We start from the raw sequence: 21899 nt of genomic DNA, 5'->3' as shown, positions 1-21899 counted from the left end.
CTCATGCGTGCTCTCTTGATCGGTGGAGCGATGATCGCGATGATCGGGGTGGCCTCGATCTTTGAATCGCGGGCGACCGATGTCTTTCTGGAAGCGACGCGCCCGGACTTTCAGAAGATTCCGCTCGGGGTCGTGGGGTTCCGGGCCAGCAACGGGTCCGAATGGCTGGGCAGTCGCATCGAAGAGGTGTTGAAGGCTGATCTGCGCCGCTCATTGATCTTCGACGTCGTGGATTTGCCGAGCCGTGGCATCAAGGTGCGGGAACTCAAGGGCGACGAGAAGGCGGTGTTCAAGCAGGCTACGGACAACGGCATTTCCGTGCTGGTATGGGGGAAGGCGGCCGCCAAGGACGGAGGCAACAACACCGACGCGCATGTCGATGCTTACGTCTACGATGGGGGCACGGATGAGGTGATCAGCGGCAAGCGGTATGTCGGGGCGACCGGCGTGGCCCGCCTGATCGCCCATCGTTTTGCCGACGAGCTGGTGTTTCGGTACACGGGCGAACAGGGGATCGCCCGGACGAAGATCGCCTATGTTTCTGAACAGAAAGGGGCGCGGGAACTCTTCGTCATGGATTATGACGGCCATGATCCGAGGCAAGTCACAGCCGACGGGTACCTCAACCTCATGCCCCGATGGTCGGCCGACCGCCGGTTTCTGATTTTCACCGCCTATCGAAGCCGCAACACTCAGGACATCGACATGATCGAGCTGGCGACCGGCAAGCGATGGACGTTGATCTCCAAAAAGGGCCTCAACATCACCCCCGCGCTGTCACCGGACGGGAATTATTTGGCCTTTGCCTCCAGCGAGGACGGCAACTCCGAAATCTACAAGCAGGATACCAGGACCAAGGCGTTTGAGCGGTTGACGACGAATCAGGCCGGGGATCTCTCGCCCACTTGGTCTCCGACCGGCCGCGAGCTGGCCTTCGTCTCGGATCGAAGCGGGGGGCCGCAGGTCTACATCATGAGCGCCGACGGCTCCAATGTCCGGCGCTTGACATTCGAGGGCGACTACAACGCGGCGCCGGCCTGGTCGCCGAAGGGGAACTGGATCGCCTATGTCTGCCGGACGCCGCGTCGCGAATACAAAATCTGCCTGATCAGCCCGGACGGCCAGCGGCGGGAACAGGTCACGACCGGCTCCGGACTCGACGATTCGCCGTCATGGTCGCCCGACGGGCGGCACATTGTATTCAGTTCCATCGTTGATGGGAAAAGCCACATCTATATGATAAATGCTGACGGAAAAGACATCGAACGCATCACCTTCGACGGGCATCACAACAGCTCTCCGACGTGGTCTCCTGCCTGAGGCCGGCCGGGCGTTGAGGATGACCCGACCGATAACGCCATCTCTTTACTTTCACCTGAGGAGTGCAGCCATGAAGATATCGTGTGTCACCATCAGCCTTGTCGCAGCAGTCGGATTGCTGCTGTTGACGACCCCGGGATGTTCCAAAAAATCCGTGCAAGCCAGTTCCGGCTCCAAGTCGTCGGAGATGGCCAAACGCGGCGGAGGCGGGAGCGCCGGGACAGGCGGGTTCGGGACCGGCAGCGTCTCGGAGCAACCGATCGGACCTGGAGGGACGCCGGATTCATCGAGCGGGACGCCGGAATCAACGAGCGGGATGGGCAGGATGCCCGATTCGTCGGGCGGAACCGGACGCACGATCGAACCGGACTATAATTCCAACATTCCAAGCCTATCCATGTCAGGCGGAGACATGGGAAGCGCGCCGGGCAATCCGGCCGGAGACACGGGCCATCTGAGCGGATTGGATTCCATGAAATCGGGGGGCGCTCCGGCTGAAGAGCGGCTCGGAGGCGGCCCGTTGTTGGCGAAAGTGCAGCCGTCCGAAAGCGCGGCACGCCAGACTGAGGAACTGCGGCAAGAGCAATTGGCCTCGGCAGCCTCCGGTTTGCATGACGTGTTTTTTGCCTACGATAGCTGGCAGATCAATGAAGAGGGCCGGCGCGTGTTGGCGGTCGATGCGGACTGGATCAGAACAAACCCCGGCAGCTTGGTCAAGATCGAGGGCCATTGCGATGAGCGCGGTACCTCGGCCTATAACCTGGTGCTGGGCGAAAAACGGGCCAAGGCCGTCAGAAATTACCTGGTAGAGCTGGGGGTGGCGGCCAACCAATTGTCGGTCGTCTCGTATGGCAAGGAGCGGCCTTTCTGCCACGAACATGCCGAGAGCTGCTACCAGCAGAATCGCCGCGGCCATCTGGTCGTGAGGAAGAAGTAGCGCCTGCCGGCAGGATCGGGGTGCATCAGGATGATCCGGAATGAGCCCATCGCGAGCAACGCGGTCGGTGGAGGGGGGTGACGCATGAGTCTCATCGCGCAGGCAGTCTGGAAGTGGAGCCTGACGGCGGCCGGCGGGCTGAGTGGTCTCGTCCTCGCCGGGTGTCTCGCCCAGCAGGCGGATGTCAAGAATCAGAAACTCGAGCTGCAAAAAAGCATACGTGAGTCCAAGACCGAACTCCAGAAAAGCATCAGTGAATCCAAGGCCGAGATGAAAACCGAGATGGACCGCATCGTGCGGGAAACCCGCGCGCGACTGAACGAAGATATCAGCCAGATTCGCGAGCGGGAACTGGCGGCGCTCCGGGGCGACGTCGAGAAGCGGGCGCATGAAGAGGATAAGCTGCGGCGGTCGCAGGACGACATCCGCAGCGAGTTGTCCCAGGCCGCGAACAAGCTGCGAAAGGAGTTGACCGAACAGTCCAATCTGGTGACGGCCTCGCGGCAGGAACTCAAGCTGGAGCAGGACCGGTTCCGAAACGAGATCAAGGCGGAGCAGGATCGGCTGCGGAGCGACCAGGAGCGGTTTCGGAACGACTTCAAGGAGGCGGTCACCAAGGATCTGAGCAAACTGTCCGGCGATTCCACCGCGCAGGTGGCCAAGCTGTCGATCCGCTTGGACGAAATCGCCGCCCGGCTGGCGACGACGGAGAATATTTTCAAGAAGGTCAGCGAGCGATTGGAAAAAGTCAGCGAGCGCCTCGACGAACAACAGCGGGACATCAAAAACGCCGAGGCCAAGTCGGCGGGTTTGACCCAGAAGCTGGATGCGCAAGACAAGAATGTGGCGGATCTTAGGCAGGCCTTGGGTGACTTTAAGCAGGCCCTCTCGGGATTGGGCGACAAGATCGTCAACCAGGATAAGGTCGCGACCGATCTGTCCGGATCGGTGAACCAGCAAGCGTCGGTGTTGGCCAAGCGGCTCGACGGCTTGTCGGCGAAACTCGACGCCGATATGAAGTCGATGACCACTCACGTCAATGAGGTCAATAAGACGACGGCCGCGCATCTCGAGGACGTGAACAAGAGCGTGAACACTGTCGCGAAGGCGCTGGAGTCGGCCGGCGATAGGTTCGTCAGCCGGCTGGAGGAACAGGACCGGCGCCTGGACGAGCTCGGCAAGTATGTGACAGGTGTCCAGGAATTCACCAAACGGGTGGAGCAGCAGGGGCCGGAATACGCCAAGGTCGTCAGCCGGCTGGAGGAGCAGGACCGGCGCCTGGACGAGCTCACCAAGTACCTCACGGCTGTCCAGGAATTCACCAAGCGGGTGGAGCAGCAGTTCGCAGATCGGACGGCCCATGCGGTTCCTGCACCGGCGCCGGTGAACCATCCCGCGGCCTCGTCGAACAGCAACGACCAGGTCTCGATTCAGGCGAAAGCCGCAGCCCCGCGGGTAGCGGCACCGAGCGAACGGCCGCCGCAGCCGGCCAGTTTTTCAGGGCCGACCGGACGCGATCCTGCGAGGGAACGCTATGAACAATTATTGGGGCGCCTGCGCGAGGGGGATCTGCCCGGCGCGCAGGAAGGATTCGCGGCGTTTCTGTCGGACTATCCGAATTCCGATCTGTCCCCGAACGCCCGTTTTTGGCTCGGCGAATCCTATTACGGCCAGAAGGATTACCGCCGGGCCATCGATGCCTATGAACGAGTCGAACGCGACTACCCCCACAGTGAGAAGGTCCCCTCCGCGATCTTGAAAAAGGGCTATGCCTACCTGGCCTTGCGGGACCGCGCCAAGGCGACGGCCACATTGCAGCAACTGCTGTCGCGCTATCCGAACAGCCAGGAAGCGGGCAAGGCCACCGAGAAGCTCGCGCAACTCAAGAAGGAGCATTGACCTCGCGATGCACGGTTCCAGATTGTTAGTCAGTGCGACGAGTCTGCTGATGGTGTTTTCCGTGGGCCTGCTCTTCTCCGGTTGCGCCAAGCATTCGGATTTTGTGGATATCCGGGAGGAGCTCCGGGCGGTGGTGAAGACGCAGGATCAGGAGCAAAAGCGGTTGGAGGGACTCACGCGGCGGGTTCAAACGTTGGAGGCCGTCAAGGAAAAGGACGCGGATCCACTCCGGCAGCGGCTTGACGATCTCGCGGCCCGTCTGACAAAACTGGAAAGCCGGATGGCGAGGCTGGAAGAATCACCCGGGTCTGGGACGCCGTCCCTGTCCTCGAAGGTCGAACCGCCTCCCGCGACGGATCTGGGCAAGAGCATCAAGCCGACGAAGCCGTCGCCAACTCCCGAGACAAGTCCGCTGTTGCCCGGGGTGCCGGGTCTCTCGCCGACTTCCGCGTTCAATCTCGCCTACAACGACTATCTCAACGGCCGTTACGACATGGCGGTGATCGGCTTTCAGAGATTCGTGAAGGATTTTCCGACCGCGTCCTTGGTTCCGAACGCGTATTATTGGCTCGGCGAATCCTATTACAACTTGAAGGATTATGTCCGGGCGATCCAAGCCTATGAGCAGGTTGTCACCGAACATCCCGGCAGCGAGAAGGTGCCGGCGGCGCTCTATAAGATCGGCCTGTCCGCATCGGAAACCGGCGATACGGGAAAGGCCAAGAAGTATTTGAAGCGCGTGCTTGAAGAATTTGCGATGTCCGAAGAAGCCAAGCTTGCCAAGAACCGTCTCGCCGAGCTTCGATAATCCGCCGGCCGGCGGAACGCTCGCCGCCGCCTCGCACGCAATTCGGACGGTCCGAGCGACCATGCACCACAGGCCATGATGACGGGCAGCCCTCAGGCGAAAATCAGGATTCTGCCTGCCGAGGTCGTCGGCCGCATCGCTGCGGGCGAGGTCATCGAACGTCCGGCCGCCGTGGTCAAAGAGCTTATCGATAATAGTCTCGATGCCGGCGGCACGATGATCACGGTCGAGGTCGTCGACGGCGGTCTGAGCCGAATCCGCGTGACCGACAACGGGGAAGGCATGACGCGGGACGATGCGCTGTTGGCCTTTCGGCGGCACGCGACCAGCAAGCTGCGCTCCGATCGGGATCTCGCGTCCATCCAAACCATGGGCTTTCGGGGCGAGGCTGTGCCCAGCATCGCCGCCGTGTCCAAGGTTCGGCTGGTCACCTGCCGCCGAGACGAAGCCGTCGGCAGCAAGGTGGAGGTGGTCGGGGGCTCGATCACGTCGGTCGAGGATGCCGCCGCCGCCCCGGGCACCCAGATGGACGTGACCGACCTGTTCTTCAACACCCCCGCGCGGAAGAAGTTCCTCAAATCGCCGGCCACCGAGTTCTCGCACATCGCACAGGTCGTCCAACAGGCCAGCCTGGCCTGGCCGCAGGTGCACTTTCGGCTGACGCACAACGGGCAGGAAGTCCTGCATTGCGCGGCCGTGGCGACGAGGCGGGATCGCATAGTGCAGATCTATCGCGGCCAGTTTCTGAATCAGACGCTGGTCGTTCGCGGGGAACGGCCGGGAGTCCGGATCGAAGGGGTCACGGTCAACGCGCTGCACCTTCGCGGGACCCGGAGCCCCCAAGAACTCTTCGTCAACCGGCGTCCGGTGAAGAATTCCACGATCCTGCACGCGATCGCCGATGCGTACGGGGTCCAATTGGCGAAGGGGCGCCATGCCCAGTTCATCCTGTTCGTGGATGTCGACCCGGCCCGCATCGACGTGAACGTGCACCCGACCAAGCGCGAAGTGCGTTTCGCCGAGCAGGACGTGATTCACCAGACGGTCCGGCAGGCCGTCAAGACCGCGTTGGGAGATCAGGGCGATGGCGTTTCCGTTGCCGACGCGGCAGCAGGCCCGGCTCTTTCGATTCCTGATCAGAGCTATTCCGCTCAGGGTTCGGCCGGGTTTGTCTCTCAGACTCTTGGATTATTTGCCGGTTCGGTCGCCGCGGATATATCCGGAACAGCCAGGCCGGCCGTCGGCGGGGATGCCAGGCGGTCCGGGTTATCTGCAACAGAGACCGAGCCGGCGTGTCAATCGATCCCGGATGTCATGGCCTTCGGACAGGTCGGTCGGACGTTTCTGCTGGCTCAAATCGGGGATGAGTTGCAGGTGATCGACCAACATACGGCCCATGAACGGGTGTTATTTCAGCGGCTGTGGCGGGCCTGGCAGGACCGCGCCGTGCAGGCGCAAACCTTGGTGACACCGTTGCCGGTGGAGACCACGGCTCAACAGGCCGAACAGTTGCAGCAGTATCTGGGAGATTTGGAAGCCTGCGGGTTCCATGTCGAGCCGTTCGGAGATCGGACGTTCGCCGTCCGGGCGGTGCCGGCGATCCTGCGCATGGGCGATGTCGCCGGGGTGGTGCAGGGCATGTTGGAAGACTTGGAGGAGTGGGGAACGACATCTTCCTTCGACGCGCGGATGCAAGCAGTGGCGGCCACCCTGGCCTGCCATTCAGCGGTGCGCGCCGGCCGGTCGATGACGTTGCCAGAAATCGCTCAACTGGTCCGAGACTGGGCGCAAGAGGGCATGATCATGACCTGTCCGCACGGCCGGCGCGTGGCGCTCCGTCTGCCGTTCGATGATCTCAACCGCCTCTTCGACCGCACGTGAGAGACAGGACCATCTTCAATCTTTCGGAGATAGGGGAATCGTGCTGACGGCGGACCAATATCCTTTGCTCAAGCCGGTCGTGGCGCTGGTGGGCCCCACGGCCGTGGGGAAGTCCGCGGTGGGTCTGCGGCTGGCCCAAGCCTTGGAGACGGAGGTGCTGGCGGCGGATTCCCGTCAAGTCTACCGGGGCATGGACATCGGCACCGACAAGCCTTGTTCGGAAGAGCTGCTCACGGTTCCGCATCGGCTCATCGACCTTGTCGATCCCGACCAACCGTTCAATGTCAGCCTCTACCGTCGGCATGCGGAGAGCGAGATCGCCCGGTTACACCGGCAGGGCAAGCTGCCACTGGTCGTCGGTGGGACGGGACTCTATATCAGGGCGCTTCTGCGGGGGCTCTGTGAAGGGCCTCCGGCGGACTGGACGATGCGCGTGAGGCTGGAGAAGGAGGCACGGGCGCAGGGAGCCGAGTCGTTGCACCGCAAGCTGGCGGACGTGGACCCGGCGGCGGCCGCGCGCCTGCATCCGCATGATCACGTCAAGATCATCAGGGCGCTGGAGGTGTATGCACGGACAGGTCGGGCCCTGTCAGGCATCCACGGCGCCCACCGGTTTGCCGAATCGCCATATGCATCGGTGACGATCGGTCTGCTCCGCGAGCGAGCCGAGTTGTATCGGCGGATAGAGGAACGGATCGATGGCATGTTGGCCCGCGGGCTCCGAGAAGAAACTCAGCGCCTGCTCGACCGAGGATACGGTCCGCACCTGAGCGCGATGAGGGGAGTCGGGTATAAGCAGATGGCGGGTTATCTCCTGGGCCAGTACGACTATGACGAGGCGGTGCGCCGGCTGAAACGGGACACGCGCCGGTTTGCCAAGCGCCAGCTTACCTGGTTTCGGGCGGAATCGGATGTTCATTGGGTGACGATCGCACCGGAGGAAACGGCGGAACAGGTGACCGCTCGTGTAGCGGCCCTCGTCCACGATTTTCTTAGCCGGCTTGTCGGCGGTCGGGCGCCGGCCCGGTCTCAAACGGATCTCTCCTCCATCGGGGCGGGAGCGCGATGAGCCGGCGCAGCGGAGCAGGCCAGGCACGGGCCGACATCGGAATCATCGGCGGCAGCGGGCTCTATGAGATGGAGGGGCTCACGCAGGTTCGGGAGGCGCGGATCAAGACGCCGTTCGGCGATCCGTCCGGGCCGGTGATCCTTGGACAGCTTGAAGGACGCCGGGTCGCGTTTCTCGCCCGACATGGACAGGGCCATCGATTCAGCCCGAGCACCATCAATTATCGCGCGAACATCTACGCGCTGAAGGCGATCGGGGTCTCACAGGTCCTCTCCGTCAGCGCCGTCGGCAGCATGCGGGAAACGATCCAACCGGGCCATGTCGTGTTGCCCGATCAGTTTCTGGATTGGACCAAACGGCGGGCCTCCACATTTTTCGATGCGGATGTCGTGGCCCATGTGGGGTTGGCGGAGCCGGTCTGCGGCCGCCTGGGTCAGATCGTGGAACAGGCCACGCGGTCGGTCGGGGCCGTCGCGCACCGCGGCGGATCGTACCTCTGCATCGAAGGCCCGCAATTCTCGACCAAAGCGGAATCGCATCTGTATCGCAGTTGGCACGTCAGCGTGATCGGCATGACCAACATGCCGGAGGCCAAGCTGGCCAGGGAGGCGGAACTGTGTTATGCCACGATCGCCCTGGTCACCGACTATGATTGTTGGCACGAGACGGAAGAAGCCGTGCAGGTCGAGGCGATTTTGACCGTGCTCCGGCAGAATGTCCTGCTCGCGAAGCGGTTGCTGCGGGAGGTGGTCGGTCAACTGGAAGAGAAGGCGGTCTGCGGGTGCCAACAGGCGCTGAAGGGCGCCATTATCACCGCGCCGGAGGCGATCCCGGCCGCGGCTCGGACGCGGCTGCATCTGCTGATCGGCCGCTATATCGAAGCGAAGAAAGGACGGGGCTGACGTATGGGGAAACTGCTGGTGGTGGGGTCGGTCGCATTGGATACCGTGGCGACGCCGTTCGGGGAAGCGAACGAGGTGCTAGGCGGGTCGGCCACGTATTTTTCCACGTCGGCCAGTTATTTCACGAGCGTGGATTTGATCGCCGTCGTCGGAGAGGATTTCCCCGAGAAACATCTGGCGTTTCTGAAGAGCCGGCGGATCGATCTGGCCGGGTTGGAGCGGCGGCCCGGGCAAACCTTTCGGTGGCGGGGCCAATACAGCCATCAGCTCAATGAGGCCCAGACGCTCGATACCAAGCTGAACGTATTTGAAAGCTTCCGGCCCAAGCTTCCGGCCCAGTATCGAACGCCGGACGTGCTGTTTCTCGGGAACATCGACCCGGAACTGCAACTTGAAGTGCTCTCTCAGGTGACGCGGCCGGCGCTGGTGGCGTGCGACACCATGAATTTCTGGATCAACGGGAAGCGCGACGCCTTATGGAAGGTCCTGGAACAGATCGATGTCTTGATCATCAACGACGGGGAGGCGCGGGCCCTGGGCGAGCACCCCAATCTGGTCCAGGTCGCGAAGAAGATCCTGAGCCGGGGCCCCAAGCATCTGGTCATCAAGCGGGGCGAGTACGGCGTGCTCATGTTCGATGGACGCGGATACTTCGGGGCGCCGGCCTACCCACTGGAACAGGTGCTCGATCCGACGGGAGCAGGCGACACCTTTGCCGGAGGATTCCTCGGGTACTTGGCGGCCACCGGCAACCGCTCGCCCGACGCGTTCCGTCAGGCCACGATCTTCGGCAGCGTCATGGCCTCCTTTACAGTAGAGGCCTTTAGCCTTGACCGTTTGCGAGTCCTGGATTACAAAGAGATTGAAGCCCGATTCAAAGAATTCAAGCGGCTCACTCATTTCGAGGACCTCCCCACATGAGCAGCGGCCTTTCCTGTATGATGAAGTCGCGGGCGGTGCGGTCTATTATTCCCTGCGCGGCCGTTGCCGGCCTCCTGGTCGGTTGTGCCGCATCCGAAGAGCAGATCAAGAAGTCGGCCGGGTATTACCAAGAAGGGTTGGCCAACCTGACGACCGACCGCCAACGGGCGTTCGTGTCGTTTCAGAAGGCGATCCAACTCGATCCCAAGAACAAGGATGCCCATTACGGGCTGGGCCATATCTATGCGCAACAGGGGCGGTTTGCCGAGGCGGAAGAGGAGTTCCGCCAGGTGCTGCTGATCGATCCCGAACATTCCGAGACCCTCACGTACCTGGGCCAGGTACAGGCAAGCCAGGGGCGTTGGGACGAAGCCATCAAGAGTTACAAGCAGGCCCTGGCCAACCCCCTGTACGTGACGCCGGATCTGGCCCGCTTCCACCTAGGGCGGGCGTTGGTGCATCAGGGGGACATGAGGGCGGCGGCCGCCGCGTTCGAGGATGCGTTGCAGGTCAATCCGCCCAGCATTTCTCCGGCCAGGGTGAACCTCGAGCTGGCGCAGGCCTATTACAAGATGGGACATGAGCAGAAGGCCAAGGACGCGCTGACGCGCGTGTCGAGTCTGGATAAGGGAGGAGAGTACGGTCAGGCGGCGGAACAACTCCTCCAACGAATGAAGCAGTATTAGTGATAGGGAGCGGCATGGACTCCATCGGAGATTTCTTTCGACAGGTGCGGGAGACCAAAGGCTTGACGGTCGATGAAGTGGCCTCCAAAACGAGGATCCGCGCCGACTTCGTGCGCGCGATCGAAGAGGGCAACTACGCCCGGCTTCCGGATCAGGTGTTCGCACGGGGATTTGTGCGCTCCTATGCCCGTTCGTTGGGATTGGATGAAGAGGACGCGCTGCAACGGTTCGTCCAGTCGGCGGGGTCCTATTATGATCGGCAAAACGAACGCGAGCGGCTCAAGCAAAAACAGGAGGAGGAAGACCGTCGGCGTCGCGCGAGCCGCAAGGCGGTCGGCATCGCCATAGCCGTGGCCGTGGCCTCGCTGGTGGTGTTGCTGACCCGCCAACAGTCCGGGCAATTGATCAAACGGACCGCCTCCGAGTTCGCCGGCAGCCCAAGCGGCAGCACAAGGCCCTTGTCGGCAAACAGGGAAACGAAGGCGGCTTCCACTGGCCCTGTCGAGGAGGCACGGCCTGCCGGCAAGGGAGCGGCCGCTCCAACGCGGGAGGCGAGCGAGCCGCCGCAGGCGGCCGCGCCGGCTCCGGCCGCTTCATCGGTCCCGCCTCCCGCCATGGCGTCGGACTCGGTTCCCGGGGAATTGACGGTGCGATCCGAAGGACCCCTGGCGGGTCTCTCGGTGGAAGGCCCGGGCGCGACAGAACCGCTGGTGCTTGATTTGGAGGCCGTCGAGCTTAGTTGGGTGGTGGTACAAATCGACGGCGGGAGCCCGGTCGAGGCCTTGCTCCGTCCCGGAGAACGGGCCCGCTGGAAAGCGCAGGATCAATTTGCCCTCACGCTCGGCAATGCGGGCGGTGTCAAAGCCCTGTTGAACGGCAAGCCGCAGAAGCCGTTTGGACAGACGGGCCGAGTCGTTCGGGATGTCGTGTTGAAACGGGAAAGTTAGCACCAGCCTTCAACGTTTCCCCCCCCTCATATCTCCTTCCATTCTCCTCAGTGCTCTTCGCAAGGCCGATTTTGCGAGGCTCTTGGTTGTCCCACGGCCCCGATTGAGGCGTCCGGCCTCGCCGTGAGGCACAAAATCACCACAACGTTTGTTCTGGAATCCAAATCCGGAGCCGATCTTACTGCAAGTGATTGGAACCCGGCGGCCTTGAATATATGGAATCCGGCACGACTCTTGATGTTCCTCTGTCTCGGACCAGGTCGATCGAGTCTGATCTCAATGCGAGGCGGTGCGGGCTGTCGCGAGGGTCTCCGCCGCGTCAGATGCGGCGATCTTCGTGTCGCCGGGTTGACAAGGTTGAGAAGGCGTTGCTATAGTTCGACGCCTTTCATGCCCGACGTCCTTTTTTGTCGTGATCCTTGTTGCGGCCTGTCGGGAGAAGGAAAGCTGCTCAACGGCACGGGCGGACGGAGTGTGTCGTCAAGTGTTTACCACAAAGGAGGAGTGTGATGGGGTACGTTGCTAGGGTTCTGGCGTTAGTCGCGGTTGGTATGTTCGTGTCCGCCACGGCGTCTGTGGCGGAAGAAAAGGATCCCTTGAAGCCTCGCGTTCCGGCGGACCAACTGGCCGAGGCCAAGCAGATGAAGAATCCCGTCGAGGCCACGCCGGAGAACATCGCCAAGGGCAAGGCGCTGTTCGAGGGCAAGGGCACCTGCGTGAATTGCCACGGGAAAGAGGGGAAGGGCGACGGACCGGCCGGTGCGATTCTGAATCCCAGCCCGCGCAACTTCACGAACTGCAAGTTCCACAAGAAGCGGAAAGACGGCGAGCTGTTCTGGGTGATCAAGAACGGCAGCGCGGGAACCGGCATGGTGTCCCTGGTCCCGGCTGCGATTACCGAGGAAGAGGCCTGGACGATCATCAACTACGAGCGCAGCTTCTGCAAAGAGTAATTTTAGGCCGATTACATTTCTCATAGACGGGCGGCATGGGGTTCCCCATGCCGCCCGTCTCGTTTCAACGCCCTTCCCTCTCTCCGCAATTCCCGCGGTCTGTTCCCCCACGGACTGGTTCGCCAATTTCGTCATCAGCGCCTGTTTTTCGCTCCACAGAGGCTGGCTCGGCATGGGGGCACCCCGCTGCCGCTAAAGAACAAGGGATTGGATGCCGATGTAGCCCTAGGGGGTATCAGTATGGCCAAAGTCCTGGTGATCGATGATGAGCCGTTCGTCCTCGAACTCTTAAAAACAGTGTTGAAACGCAAGGGACATCAGGTCCTCTTAGCCACTGCCGCGCAGCGTGGCATCGAATCGTTCGTCCAGGAGTCGCCGCAGGTGACCATCCTGGATCTCAATCTCCCCGATATGGACGGGATTTCCGTGCTCAAGCAGATTCGGACCGTCAACCCGGCGGCCCCCGTGATCATTCTGACCGGTGGCGGAACGGAAACCGCACAGGATGAGGCGAGGGAACTGGGCGTCGTCGATTTTTTGCCGAAAGAATTCTCTCTGCATCGGCTGGGAGATGCGCTGACTCGCGCATTGGCTCAGGGCAAGCAGGCCAGGCCGGCGTGAATCGGTTTTGCAGGCGAGGCCGGCTCACGGTCTCGTGCCTTCCACTGCATACTCGCGACGATCGTAACCGGACCAGAAGAACGGCGCAGGCTTAATCTGCGCTGCGGGAACCCACGCGTCGTCGCTCGACGCACTGATGCTTAGCCAGGCTTGAACGAACGATGCCCTTATTTGGCGCCGCCGATTGTGAACTGGCTACGGCCCTGCTGGACCGGCATCCGGCCAAGCTGTTCGTTCTGGCAGGAAACGGGAGCCTGTTGTATGCCAACCCTGCCTTCCTGTTGAAATTCGGGCGACTGGTTGTCGCCAGCGCCGGTCACGGAACGCCGGAACCTTCTCCGCAGCTTCAGGCCTGGTGGAAACATGTCCAGGCGCAGGCTGCGCAGATAGTGGCGGAGGGCGCTTCCGAAAAGACGATCGCCCCTTTGTACCTTCCGGACGGCACCGAGCTCGCTCCGACCGTCAAGGTCTTCCCGGTCCGCCTGTCCACGGCGCCGCTCCTGGTGGGAGGCTTGATCGCCGATGGCGATCCGTGCCGGGATCACGTTGGAGTCCACGGCCAGGGATACGAATGGTACCGGCGTCTGCTGGACCTGTTTCCCGATGCCATCGTGTTAGTGCAGAAAGGGCGTGTCGTCTCCGCCAATCGCGAGGCCGCCAATCTATTCGGCGCGGCGAACGCCGAGATGCTCGTCGGACGATCCCTCTGGGATTTTGTGCATCCCGACTATGATCGAAGCAAGCTCGACCAGATCCGTGGCAGCCTGGAACGGAGCGAACCGGTCGGCGGAGCCACCGTCAAATGCCTTCGCCTGGACGGCAAGGGGGTGGATGTGGAACTGCGGGCCGCCCCCTCGGCTGGCACAGGCGATGAGGTCGCGCAAGTCCTCCTTCGCAATCTCAGCAAGCAACAACAACTGGAAGAGCAAGTCCGGCAATCTCAGAAGATGGAGGCGGTCGGCAAGCTGGCCGGCGGCGTCGCGCACGATTTCAACAACATGCTGACGGTCATCAACGGTCACGGTTGCTTGTTGGCCGAAGACGGCACCTTGACGGAGGACCAGCGCCAGAGCGTCGATCAGATCCTGCAAGCCGGCGAGCGAGCGGCGGGCTTGACCTCGCAACTGCTCGCGTTCAGCCGCCGCCAGGTTCTGCAGCCGAAGGTCATTGACGTGAACCAGGTGCTGCAGGGAATGATGCAGATGTTGCGCACGCTGGCCGGGGATAACATCGAACTGCTTGTCCGTTCCTGTCCCGGCCTCGGGACGATTCGAGTTGATCCCGGCCAGCTTGAGCAGGTGATCCTGAATCTGGCCGTGAACGCGCGCGATGCCATGCCGGAAGGCGGCCGGATCATGATCGAGCCTGGCAACATCGATCTTGGGCCGCAGGAGCTCGGCGAGCGGCAACTCGACGCGGCTCCCGGCCGGTATGTGCAGGTCGTCGTGGCGGATACCGGGACCGGGATCGATCCCGGCGTGCTCTCCCATATCTTCGAGCCGTTTTTCACGACCAAGCCGAAGGGCAAGGGAACCGGATTGGGGCTCTCCACGGTGTACGGCGTCGTCAAGCAAAGCGGCGGGCTCATTACCGTGGCCAGCGAACCGGGGCGGGGGACGACCTTCACCATGTACTTCCCTCGCATTGAAGGACCGGTGACGTCGGACCATACCGAAGATCACGACGTGTCCAAGCAACGGGGGACCGAAATCATTCTCGTGGTCGAGGACGAGCCGGCCGTCCGGGCCCTGGTGCGCGATACGCTTCGATCGCGAGGGTATCGCGTGCTGGAGGCCAATGATGGAATGGAAGCGCTCTTGCTTGTCAGCCAGTATCGGGATGCGATCGATCTGCTTTTGACGGACATCGTGATGCCGCAGATGGGCGGGCGTGAGCTCGCGGAACATCTGCGCGGCCAGTCTCCCGATCTCAAGGTCATGTTCATGTCTGGCTATACGGATGACGAAATTCTCAAACACGGGGTGGTCGCTGCGCGAGTGGAATTCCTGCAGAAGCCCTTTACGCCTCACGCCCTGGCGAATCGGATTCGAAAAGTGCTGGACCAGCCGCATGGGATACAGGCCGACCTACAGGGTCAGACCATGGAAGCAAGTCCATAAGTCGGTATGAGTTTCGTATAGCAGTTCTACACACGATAGAATCATAAGTCCCTATCATATAGGGCCATATTCCTGCTAAAGGACCGTCCAAACGGTTCTTCTCAGCCATCCTCCGTCATCTATGCTTGTTCTTGTCCGTTGATTCACACATTCGCTTCAGCGACGACGTCCCCCTCGTGAGCCGCGGCTTCCTGACAGGCGCCCCGCGCGCCCAGGGGGTGGAGTGTGGAGCCGCAATGCCCGTTCACCGACTGACAAGGGAGTGTTATGGGACCACTGCATGTGTTGGTTGTGGAAGACGACCCCGCCGTTCGGACCTTGATTCAAGCCACGCTCAGCGAGGAAGGATGGACGGTTGCCGCCGCAGCCGACGGACGGTCGGCGATTCAGCGGGCGCAGGACCAAGCCGTCGATGTGCTGTTGATCGACCTTCAACTCCCGGACATGGACGGCGTGGCCGTGATCGAACGGGTCGCCGCGCTGGAGCGGGGGATCTGCAGCATAGCGATGACCGGAGACGGCACCGTCGAGCGGGCCGTGCGCGCGATGCGCGCCGGCGCGATGGACTTCATCACAAAGCCTTTCGACCCGGCGCTGCTCTCGCAGACCTTGGAGCGGGCGGCGCGCTCTCGCCAAGGCCGGCGCGGCGAGGCCGGTGCCGGCCTGCGTCCCGGTGAACCGCCGGCTTATGACGCCCCGATCGGCACCAGTGCATCGATGCAGGCGGTCATGCAGGTGGTCAAGCGCGTCGCCGACAGCGACAGCACAGTCTTGATCCAGGGCGAAAGCGGAACAGGCAAGGAGGTCTTGGCGAGGATGCTCCATGCCCGGAGTTCACGACGTCATGGCCCCTGGATTCCGATCAATTGCGGGGCGATTCCGGAACAGCTCTTGGAATCCGAACTGTTTGGGCACGAGAAGGGGGCCTTCAGCGGCGCGCACAGCGCCCGGCCGGGACGTTTCGAGCTGGCCCATCGAGGGACGATCTTCTTGGACGAAATCGGGGAACTGAGCCTGCCGTTGCAGGTCAAGTTGCTGCGGGTGATTCAGGAACGCCGTTTCGAGCGGGTGGGGGGGACCCGCTCGATCGCCGTCGATGTGCGTCTTGTCGCGGCGACCAACCAGGATCTGGAGCAGGCGGTCCGCCAGGGCCGCTTTCGTAAAGATCTCTACTACCGACTCAACGTCATTCCCATCATGATCCCTCCCTTGCGCGAACGGCGGAATGACCTGCCGTTGTTGGTGGCGCATTTCGTGGACCGCTTCAACCGGCTGAAGCGCGCCTCCATCACCGGGCTGACGCCGGACGCGCTGCGGGCTCTGACGCGGTACGATTGGCCTGGCAACATCCGAGAGCTGGAAAATCTCATCGAGCGGCTTATCGTGCTGAAGCGGGAAGGCCTGATCGGGATCGAGGATATTCCCGAGCCAGTGGTTCAGCGGGCCGAACGACCAACGGGACCTGCCACAGGACTGGAAGCCGAGACCTTCTCATTCGCCGAAGGCGGCATCGATCTCGTGCGGGAAGTCGAACGGTATGAGAATCGATTGATCGCGGAGGCTCTGGTCCAAGCTAAGGGCATCACTAGCAAAGCCGCCAAACTCCTTCGCCTCAATCGCACCACGCTCGTCGAGAAGCTCAAGCGCAAAAGACTCGGGGGAAAGCCCGCGCTCACGGCTTACGAACCCGTCCGTCGCGACGAGTCCTGCCCGTTGACGGGGCCGTCAATGATTTGACCGTCTCCCACGTCCGCCTGTCTGCATTCTGACAGGACATCGAGAATTCCTACGCCATCGCGCCAATTGTGATGGGGCACAGAAGTTGCTGGATGGTACTTCTGATGCGAATGCCACTGACCATTGCCTCCCTGTCGGTCCTCCTCATCGCAATCGTCCCGTTCCCTTATGTCTGTGTCCGCTCCGCCTCTGCCGCTGGGTCGGACGGTTTGGCTGATCAGGTTCGACCCGAACCGGTCCAGAAATCCGGAAGCCGGACAGCCCTAGCTTGGTCCGACCTGCCCGATCCAGGCCCGTGTGCGGAACCTCATCTGACAGAGGCGGCCGACCTGCACCTGGCCCGCGCCCTGTCATTTTTTGACCGCGGCGAGTGGGATGCCGCGCATCTGGCCTTCCGTCAAGCTGCGGAACAGTTTCCCGGTCCGACAGTCGTCCCGATGGCGCGCGCGTTTCTTGCGGAGATCCTCGTCCGTCAAGATCGGACAACCCAACGTCGGCTGGACGCGGTTCAGGCCTATGTCGAATTGATCCGTGACTTTCCGGAATCCGCCAATGCCCAGCGGGCCCGTTGGCGGATCGGCGATCTTTACCGGGAGCTGGGATGGACAGCCGAATCGCAAGCGGCCTACCAGCGCGCGGTGGCGGAATCGATGAATGCCAGGGATGCGGCGCGGGCCTTCCTGGGATTGGGCATGACATGGCTGGCGGCGCAGGAATGGAAACAGGCCCTCCATGCGTTTCAGCAGGTCCGTGCCGGCACCGAACAGGAAATGCTCGTGCAATGGGCGACGCTCGGCGCGGCGGCGGCGCAGTATGGGGCTGGCCGCTTGCCGGAAGCGGCGTCGCTGTATGAGTCCGCCATGAGGCGGTGGCCGGATCTGGTCAGAGCCTGCCCATCCTGTCTGCTGGAACTGGCCGACATCGAACAGGGACAGGGACGGGCAGCAACAGCGCGGCAACTCTGGTCGTCGTTTGTCAATCTGTATCCACGAGACGAGCGGGCGCCGTCTGCCCTGCTGCAATGGGCGGACAGTCTGCATCAGAGCCGCCGGTTCTCGGCGAGCGAAATGCTGTATCGGACGGTGATTGCCCGGTTCCCCGATGCACCGGAAGCGGACCGAGCGCGGTTGCGTCTGACGGAGGCGGGCAAGGCTCTGGCCATGCAGGCCGGTGATCGCGCGCTCGCCTTGGAAGTGCAATCGGGCTTTGGAGTGCATCCGCCGCTGCCGGTGGCGCCCGAAGAGCGGGCCCAGATCCTGAGAGCCATTTCTCAGCAGCAGCCGCTCGACTCGCTCGGAAGCGAGGCATTGGTTCGGCTGGGAGAGCATTTCCAGGCGCAAGGCAAGGAGGAGGAAGCGGTTCGCCATTTCCTATCGGCCTGCCGGCGTGACGGCGTCGTCTCCGGAGATCCCTGGCCGGGGGCGGCGCGCCGGCGCCTGGCCGAGCTGGCACAGCCGGCGCTGGAAGAAGCCCTTCGCTCCGCAGACGATTGGCGCGTCGTGGTGGCCTTTCATCGAGCGGACGGCTGCGTCGATTGGCTGGCCTTGGAGGAGGACCTCGTGCTGCGGGGGGCCGACGCGCACCGTCGTCTGGGTTTCAGCGCTGGGGCGGTTGAACTCTATCAACAGGTGCTGCATCGGCAAGCCGGCTCGCGCCGGCGGCAGGAGGCGCTGATCGGCCTCGGGCGGGCTTATCTCGACCAGGACGATCCGGGCGCCGCCCGGCGAGTTTTTGAGCGATACCAATTGGAGAATCCGCTCGGGCCCTACCGGATGGAAGCGTTGCGGTATCTGGCCGAAGCCTGGACTCGGCTGGGCAACGCCCGCAGTGTCGTCAAGGTCTGCCGACGCTGGCTCAAGCTGCACGACGCCCAGCCGACGCAAGACGCCCAGTACAATGAGATGTTGCTCCAATTGGCCGACGCGCAGGCCTCGCTCGGAGCCCATGCGGAGGCGGCGGCGACCTTGGATCTGGCGGAGCGGGTCGGAGCGATTGCCGACCTCACGACAGTCCTGCAATTCGCGCGCGTGCTGGCGCAAGCCGGCCGCATCACGGCCGCAGCGGCCCGCTATGGCGATGTCGTGCGCCTGGCCCCCGCGTCCGATGAGGCGGATCTCGCCAGGTTCCAACTATCCAGATTGTGGCTGACGCAACGGCAATATGCCGAGGCCGTCTTGATTGCGGACAAGGGCAGGACTGCGGTCAGAAACAAAATCGTCAGGCGGGCGATGGCGCTGGTCACTGCCACCGCCAAAACCGAACAGGGACGAAAAGGAGAGACGCATCATGGATCAGGCGGTCTCGACAGAGCCGGTCGGAGCTGAGCTGCTTCAAGAAGCCTTCCGCAGTTTCGGAGCGGCTACCGCGGCGCTGGAACAGTCCTATCGGGCGCTCCAGGCCAAGGTCGAGCGATTGGATCTCGAACTGGCCGATCGAAACGAAGCGTTACGCCTCAACCTCCTCAAGAACGAGGCCATGTGCGGCGAACTTCAGGCCATTCTGGAATCGTTGTCCACCGGCGTGCTGGTCGCGAACCAGCAGGGGACGATTCATCGCTGCAATCGGGCGACGACGCGGCTGTTGGGCATTGGGCCGGACGGGATTCTCGGGCGCGAGTTGGAGCCGTTCCTCGCGGAGCAAGGGCTCGATGGACATCGGGACGTCTTGCAGCATCCTTTTCAGGGCGCCTCGCCGTATCCCTTGGTCACGAAGACGGGAGCGTTGATCACGATCGCGCGAACCTCGGCCCACCGGGACGGCGGGCAGGCGGCGGGCACGGTGGTTCTGCTGCACGACATCACGGACCTGCATCGGCTGGAGGAACGGTTGCATCGGCGGGACCGGCTGGCCTCCATGGGGGAGATGGTCGGCCGGATCGCGCACGAGATCCGCAACCCGCTGGGGAGCGTCGAATTGTTTGCCTCGATGTTGCGGCAGGACCTGGAGCAGGATCCGATCCTGCGCTCCTATACGGAGCATATCTCCCTCGCGGTGCAGGCCATGGATCGGCTGTTGTCCAATCTCTTGACCTACACCAGGCCGGCGAAGCCGAACAAGGCCTGGCAGGCGACCGACGGGCTGGTGGGCGAGTCGCTGACCTTGGCGGCGCATGTCCTGAACCGGTCGCACGTGACGACGGCCGTGGATCTGAAGGAAGCGCCGCCCAATCTCTGGTGCGACGCGATGCAGATGCGCCAGGTGCTCGTGAATCTGATTCTGAACGCAGTCGAGGCCATGCCGGACGGGGGCACCCTGACGATCACGGTGAGCGAGCATGCCCGCTCATCGCGGGACCAACCGGTGGTCCACCTGGCGGTCAGGGATACGGGGACGGGCATCGAGCCCACGCACCTCTCCCGGTTGTTCGATCCCTTTTTTACGACCCGCGAGGACGGCACCGGTCTGGGGCTGGCCATCGTGCACGCTCTGGTGGAAGGGCATGGAGGACGGGTGGAAGTGGAGAGCGAGCCCAAGCAGGGCACCGTCTTCACCGTTGTGCTGCCGCAAGAGATTCGGGCATTGAGTGCGCAGGCCCGTCGCAGCATCAGGCCGATCGGCCTGCGGGAGGCCTCGCGCACATGTTGACAAGTCCCGCCGAAGAGGCTGCGCTCACAGCCACCCGCACGGTCCTGGTCGTGGACGACGAACCGGCGATGCGGACCGCGCTGACGGAATCCCTGCGCCGTCGAGGCTATGTGGTGTTGCAGGCTGTGGACGGGCGCGACGCGCTGGACCGGTTGGACGACGCCAAGCCCTGGCTGGTCCTCACCGATATGAAGATGCCGAAGCTGGGCGGCATCGCCCTGGTGCGGGAGATCAAGAAGCGGACGCCGCAGACGCACGTGGTGGTCATGACCGCCTTCGGGTCCGTGGAAACGGCGGTCGAGGCGATCAAGTTGGGCGCCAGCGATTTCTTGTTGAAGCCCTTTGCAACGGACGTGCTGGAGCGGGTGGTGTCGGGGCTTCCGGGAGCGGGACGGGACGTGACGGCGCCGGAGGGGTCACGGTTGGCCTCTGCGCGGCCGATCCTGAGCGACGATCCGGCAATGCGGCGGTTGTTGAAGCAAGTGGAGAGCGTGGCGCTCTCCCAGGCGACGATCCTGATCGCGGGAGAGAGTGGAACAGGCAAGGAACTTCTCGCCCGATTCATTCATAGCCGCAGCCCCCGCGCGCAGCGGCCGTTCGTGGCGGTGAATTGCGCGGCCCTGCCGGACGGGCTCTTGGAGAGCGAACTCTTCGGCCATGAACGGGGCGCGTTTACAGGGGCGATCATTCGGAAGCTCGGGAAGTTCGAACTGGCTCATCAGGGGACGATCCTGCTCGATGAAATCAGCGAAATGGCCCTGCCGTTGCAGGCCAAGCTGTTGCGCGTGTTGCAGGAACGGGAGGTCGATCGCATCGGCGGGATCGCTCCCGTGTCGGTCAACATCCGCGTGATTGCGACCACGAACCGCCCGCTGGATCGGGAGGTCGAGCAGGGACGATTCAGGGAAGATCTCTACTATCGGTTGAATGTGTTCCCCGTCACGTTGCCGCCGTTGCGGGAACGGCGCGCCGACATTCCCTTGCTGGCCCGGCACTTCGTGCAATTGGCCGCGTCGCGCAACGGCGTGCCCGCGCCGTTGTTGTCAGAGGCGGCGGAACAAGAACTGGTCAAGCGGACGTGGAAAGGCAATATCCGCGAGCTTGAGAACGTGGTCGAACGGGCCGTGCTGCTGGCGGTCGATAGAGTGATCGAGCCCATGCACATTCCGATTGAGCCGAATTCACTGTCCAGCCCCGCTCAAGCACCGGCTGTTCATCCGGTCAGCCGGGTGGAGATCGCGCCCGCCGGGTCCCTTCGCGACATGGAGCGGGAATTGATCGTCGGCACGCTGGCCCAAGTGAATCACAACCGGACCAAGGCCGCCAGGCAGTTGGGGATCAGTGTCAGGACCCTGCGCAACAAGCTGCGGGAGTATCGAGAGACCGGGGGAGAGTTCTGCGGGAATAGGATAGTTGGCGGCCGGTAGGAAAAATGTTCCCTCTGTGGCAAGCCCTGCCGGGGGAGAATGTATGTGGCCCCTTACCGGCCGGTTGAACCGGTGAATGGCTGCGC

At 62.8% G+C, this 21899-nt stretch carries 17 protein-coding genes; all 17 read left to right on the top strand.

Going from position 1 to position 21899, the window contains the following annotated elements:
- The first annotated feature begins 3 nt into the window (after positions 1-3).
- The 17 genes from tolB to QWI75_RS16765 all read left to right on the top strand — a co-directional run bounded on the left by tolB (position 4) and on the right by QWI75_RS16765 (position 21813).
- Positions 4-1320, top strand: a complete 1317-nt coding sequence (gene tolB / locus QWI75_RS16845; protein WP_289269931.1) for a Tol-Pal system beta propeller repeat protein TolB — start codon at positions 4-6, stop codon at positions 1318-1320.
- A 70-nt stretch (positions 1321-1390) separates the two neighbouring features.
- Positions 1391-2257: a peptidoglycan-associated lipoprotein Pal gene (gene pal, locus QWI75_RS16840; RefSeq protein WP_289269929.1), complete on the top strand. Its 867-nt coding sequence runs from the start codon at positions 1391-1393 to the stop codon at positions 2255-2257.
- 84 nt (positions 2258-2341) lie between these two features.
- Entirely contained in the window at positions 2342-4156 is a 1815-nt protein-coding gene (gene ybgF, locus QWI75_RS16835; RefSeq protein WP_289269927.1) for a tol-pal system protein YbgF, read from the top strand.
- 7 nt (positions 4157-4163) lie between these two features.
- Positions 4164-4964, top strand: a complete 801-nt coding sequence (ybgF, locus tag QWI75_RS16830) for a tol-pal system protein YbgF (protein ID WP_289269925.1) — start codon at positions 4164-4166, stop codon at positions 4962-4964.
- 75 nt (positions 4965-5039) lie between these two features.
- Entirely contained in the window at positions 5040-6845 is a 1806-nt protein-coding gene (gene mutL, locus QWI75_RS16825) for a DNA mismatch repair endonuclease MutL (RefSeq protein ID WP_289269923.1), read from the top strand.
- A 43-nt stretch (positions 6846-6888) separates the two neighbouring features.
- Positions 6889-7914, top strand: coding sequence for a tRNA (adenosine(37)-N6)-dimethylallyltransferase MiaA (gene miaA / locus QWI75_RS16820; protein WP_370693649.1), 1026 nt, complete (start codon positions 6889-6891; stop codon positions 7912-7914).
- The gene (gene mtnP, locus QWI75_RS16815) at positions 7911-8816 is read left to right on the top strand and encodes an S-methyl-5'-thioadenosine phosphorylase (protein ID WP_289269920.1); all 906 of its coding nucleotides are present in this window, start codon (positions 7911-7913) and stop codon (positions 8814-8816) included. The genes miaA and mtnP overlap by 4 nt, the downstream gene beginning before the upstream one ends.
- Before the next feature lie 3 nt (positions 8817-8819).
- Complete coding sequence (locus QWI75_RS16810; RefSeq protein ID WP_289269918.1) at positions 8820-9737, top strand: PfkB family carbohydrate kinase; 918 nt, start codon at positions 8820-8822, stop codon at positions 9735-9737.
- Positions 9734-10423, top strand: coding sequence for a tetratricopeptide repeat protein (locus QWI75_RS16805; RefSeq protein ID WP_289269916.1), 690 nt, complete (start codon positions 9734-9736; stop codon positions 10421-10423). The genes QWI75_RS16810 and QWI75_RS16805 overlap by 4 nt, the downstream gene beginning before the upstream one ends.
- A 14-nt stretch (positions 10424-10437) precedes the next feature.
- On the top strand, positions 10438-11370 hold the full coding sequence (locus tag QWI75_RS16800; RefSeq protein ID WP_289269914.1) for a helix-turn-helix domain-containing protein: 933 nt from the start codon (positions 10438-10440) through the stop codon (positions 11368-11370).
- Between the two features lie 509 nt (positions 11371-11879).
- Positions 11880-12323, top strand: a complete 444-nt coding sequence (locus QWI75_RS16795) for a c-type cytochrome (RefSeq protein WP_289269912.1) — start codon at positions 11880-11882, stop codon at positions 12321-12323.
- Between the two features lie 240 nt (positions 12324-12563).
- Entirely contained in the window at positions 12564-12944 is a 381-nt protein-coding gene (locus QWI75_RS16790; RefSeq protein WP_289269910.1) for a response regulator, read from the top strand.
- A gap of 161 nt (positions 12945-13105) precedes the next feature.
- Positions 13106-15064, top strand: a complete 1959-nt coding sequence (locus tag QWI75_RS16785; protein ID WP_289269908.1) for a hybrid sensor histidine kinase/response regulator — start codon at positions 13106-13108, stop codon at positions 15062-15064.
- A gap of 267 nt (positions 15065-15331) precedes the next feature.
- Positions 15332-16801, top strand: coding sequence for a sigma-54-dependent transcriptional regulator (locus QWI75_RS16780; RefSeq protein ID WP_289269906.1), 1470 nt, complete (start codon positions 15332-15334; stop codon positions 16799-16801).
- 104 nt (positions 16802-16905) lie between these two features.
- The gene (locus QWI75_RS16775) at positions 16906-19125 is read left to right on the top strand and encodes a tetratricopeptide repeat protein (RefSeq protein WP_289269904.1); all 2220 of its coding nucleotides are present in this window, start codon (positions 16906-16908) and stop codon (positions 19123-19125) included.
- Positions 19088-20386: a two-component system sensor histidine kinase NtrB gene (locus QWI75_RS16770; RefSeq protein ID WP_289269902.1), complete on the top strand. Its 1299-nt coding sequence runs from the start codon at positions 19088-19090 to the stop codon at positions 20384-20386. The genes QWI75_RS16775 and QWI75_RS16770 overlap by 38 nt, the downstream gene beginning before the upstream one ends.
- Positions 20380-21813: a sigma-54-dependent transcriptional regulator gene (locus tag QWI75_RS16765; protein WP_289269901.1), complete on the top strand. Its 1434-nt coding sequence runs from the start codon at positions 20380-20382 to the stop codon at positions 21811-21813. The genes QWI75_RS16770 and QWI75_RS16765 overlap by 7 nt, the downstream gene beginning before the upstream one ends.
- Positions 21814-21899: the final 86 nt, after the last annotated feature.

It is taken from the genome of Nitrospira tepida, assembly GCF_947241125.1.
Taxonomy (GTDB): domain Bacteria; phylum Nitrospirota; class Nitrospiria; order Nitrospirales; family Nitrospiraceae; genus Nitrospira_G; species Nitrospira_G tepida.
Note: the sequence above shows the minus strand (reverse complement) of the source record. Positions and strands in the feature narration are given on the sequence as shown.

Bases quoted from the DNA above. Each gene is read 5' to 3' on its own strand.
- QWI75_RS16805 (WP_289269916.1), top strand. From the start codon at position 9,734: ATGAGCAGCGGCCTTTCCTGTATGATGAAGTCGCGGGCGGTGCGGTCT.
- QWI75_RS16780 (WP_289269906.1), top strand. From the start codon at position 15,332: ATGGGACCACTGCATGTGTTGGTTGTGGAAGACGACCCCGCCGTTCGG.
- QWI75_RS16765 (WP_289269901.1), top strand. From the start codon at position 20,380: ATGTTGACAAGTCCCGCCGAAGAGGCTGCGCTCACAGCCACCCGCACG.
- QWI75_RS16795 (WP_289269912.1), top strand. From the start codon at position 11,880: ATGGGGTACGTTGCTAGGGTTCTGGCGTTAGTCGCGGTTGGTATGTTC.
- QWI75_RS16800 (WP_289269914.1), top strand. From the start codon at position 10,438: ATGGACTCCATCGGAGATTTCTTTCGACAGGTGCGGGAGACCAAAGGC.
- ybgF (WP_289269927.1), top strand. From the start codon at position 2,342: ATGAGTCTCATCGCGCAGGCAGTCTGGAAGTGGAGCCTGACGGCGGCC.
- QWI75_RS16775 (WP_289269904.1), top strand. From the start codon at position 16,906: ATGCGAATGCCACTGACCATTGCCTCCCTGTCGGTCCTCCTCATCGCA.
- ybgF (WP_289269925.1), top strand. From the start codon at position 4,164: ATGCACGGTTCCAGATTGTTAGTCAGTGCGACGAGTCTGCTGATGGTG.
- QWI75_RS16785 (WP_289269908.1), top strand. From the start codon at position 13,106: ATGCCCTTATTTGGCGCCGCCGATTGTGAACTGGCTACGGCCCTGCTG.
- pal (WP_289269929.1), top strand. From the start codon at position 1,391: ATGAAGATATCGTGTGTCACCATCAGCCTTGTCGCAGCAGTCGGATTG.
- QWI75_RS16770 (WP_289269902.1), top strand. From the start codon at position 19,088: ATGGATCAGGCGGTCTCGACAGAGCCGGTCGGAGCTGAGCTGCTTCAA.
- mutL (WP_289269923.1), top strand. From the start codon at position 5,040: ATGATGACGGGCAGCCCTCAGGCGAAAATCAGGATTCTGCCTGCCGAG.
- QWI75_RS16790 (WP_289269910.1), top strand. From the start codon at position 12,564: ATGGCCAAAGTCCTGGTGATCGATGATGAGCCGTTCGTCCTCGAACTC.
- QWI75_RS16810 (WP_289269918.1), top strand. From the start codon at position 8,820: ATGGGGAAACTGCTGGTGGTGGGGTCGGTCGCATTGGATACCGTGGCG.
- mtnP (WP_289269920.1), top strand. From the start codon at position 7,911: ATGAGCCGGCGCAGCGGAGCAGGCCAGGCACGGGCCGACATCGGAATC.
- tolB (WP_289269931.1), top strand. From the start codon at position 4: ATGCGTGCTCTCTTGATCGGTGGAGCGATGATCGCGATGATCGGGGTG.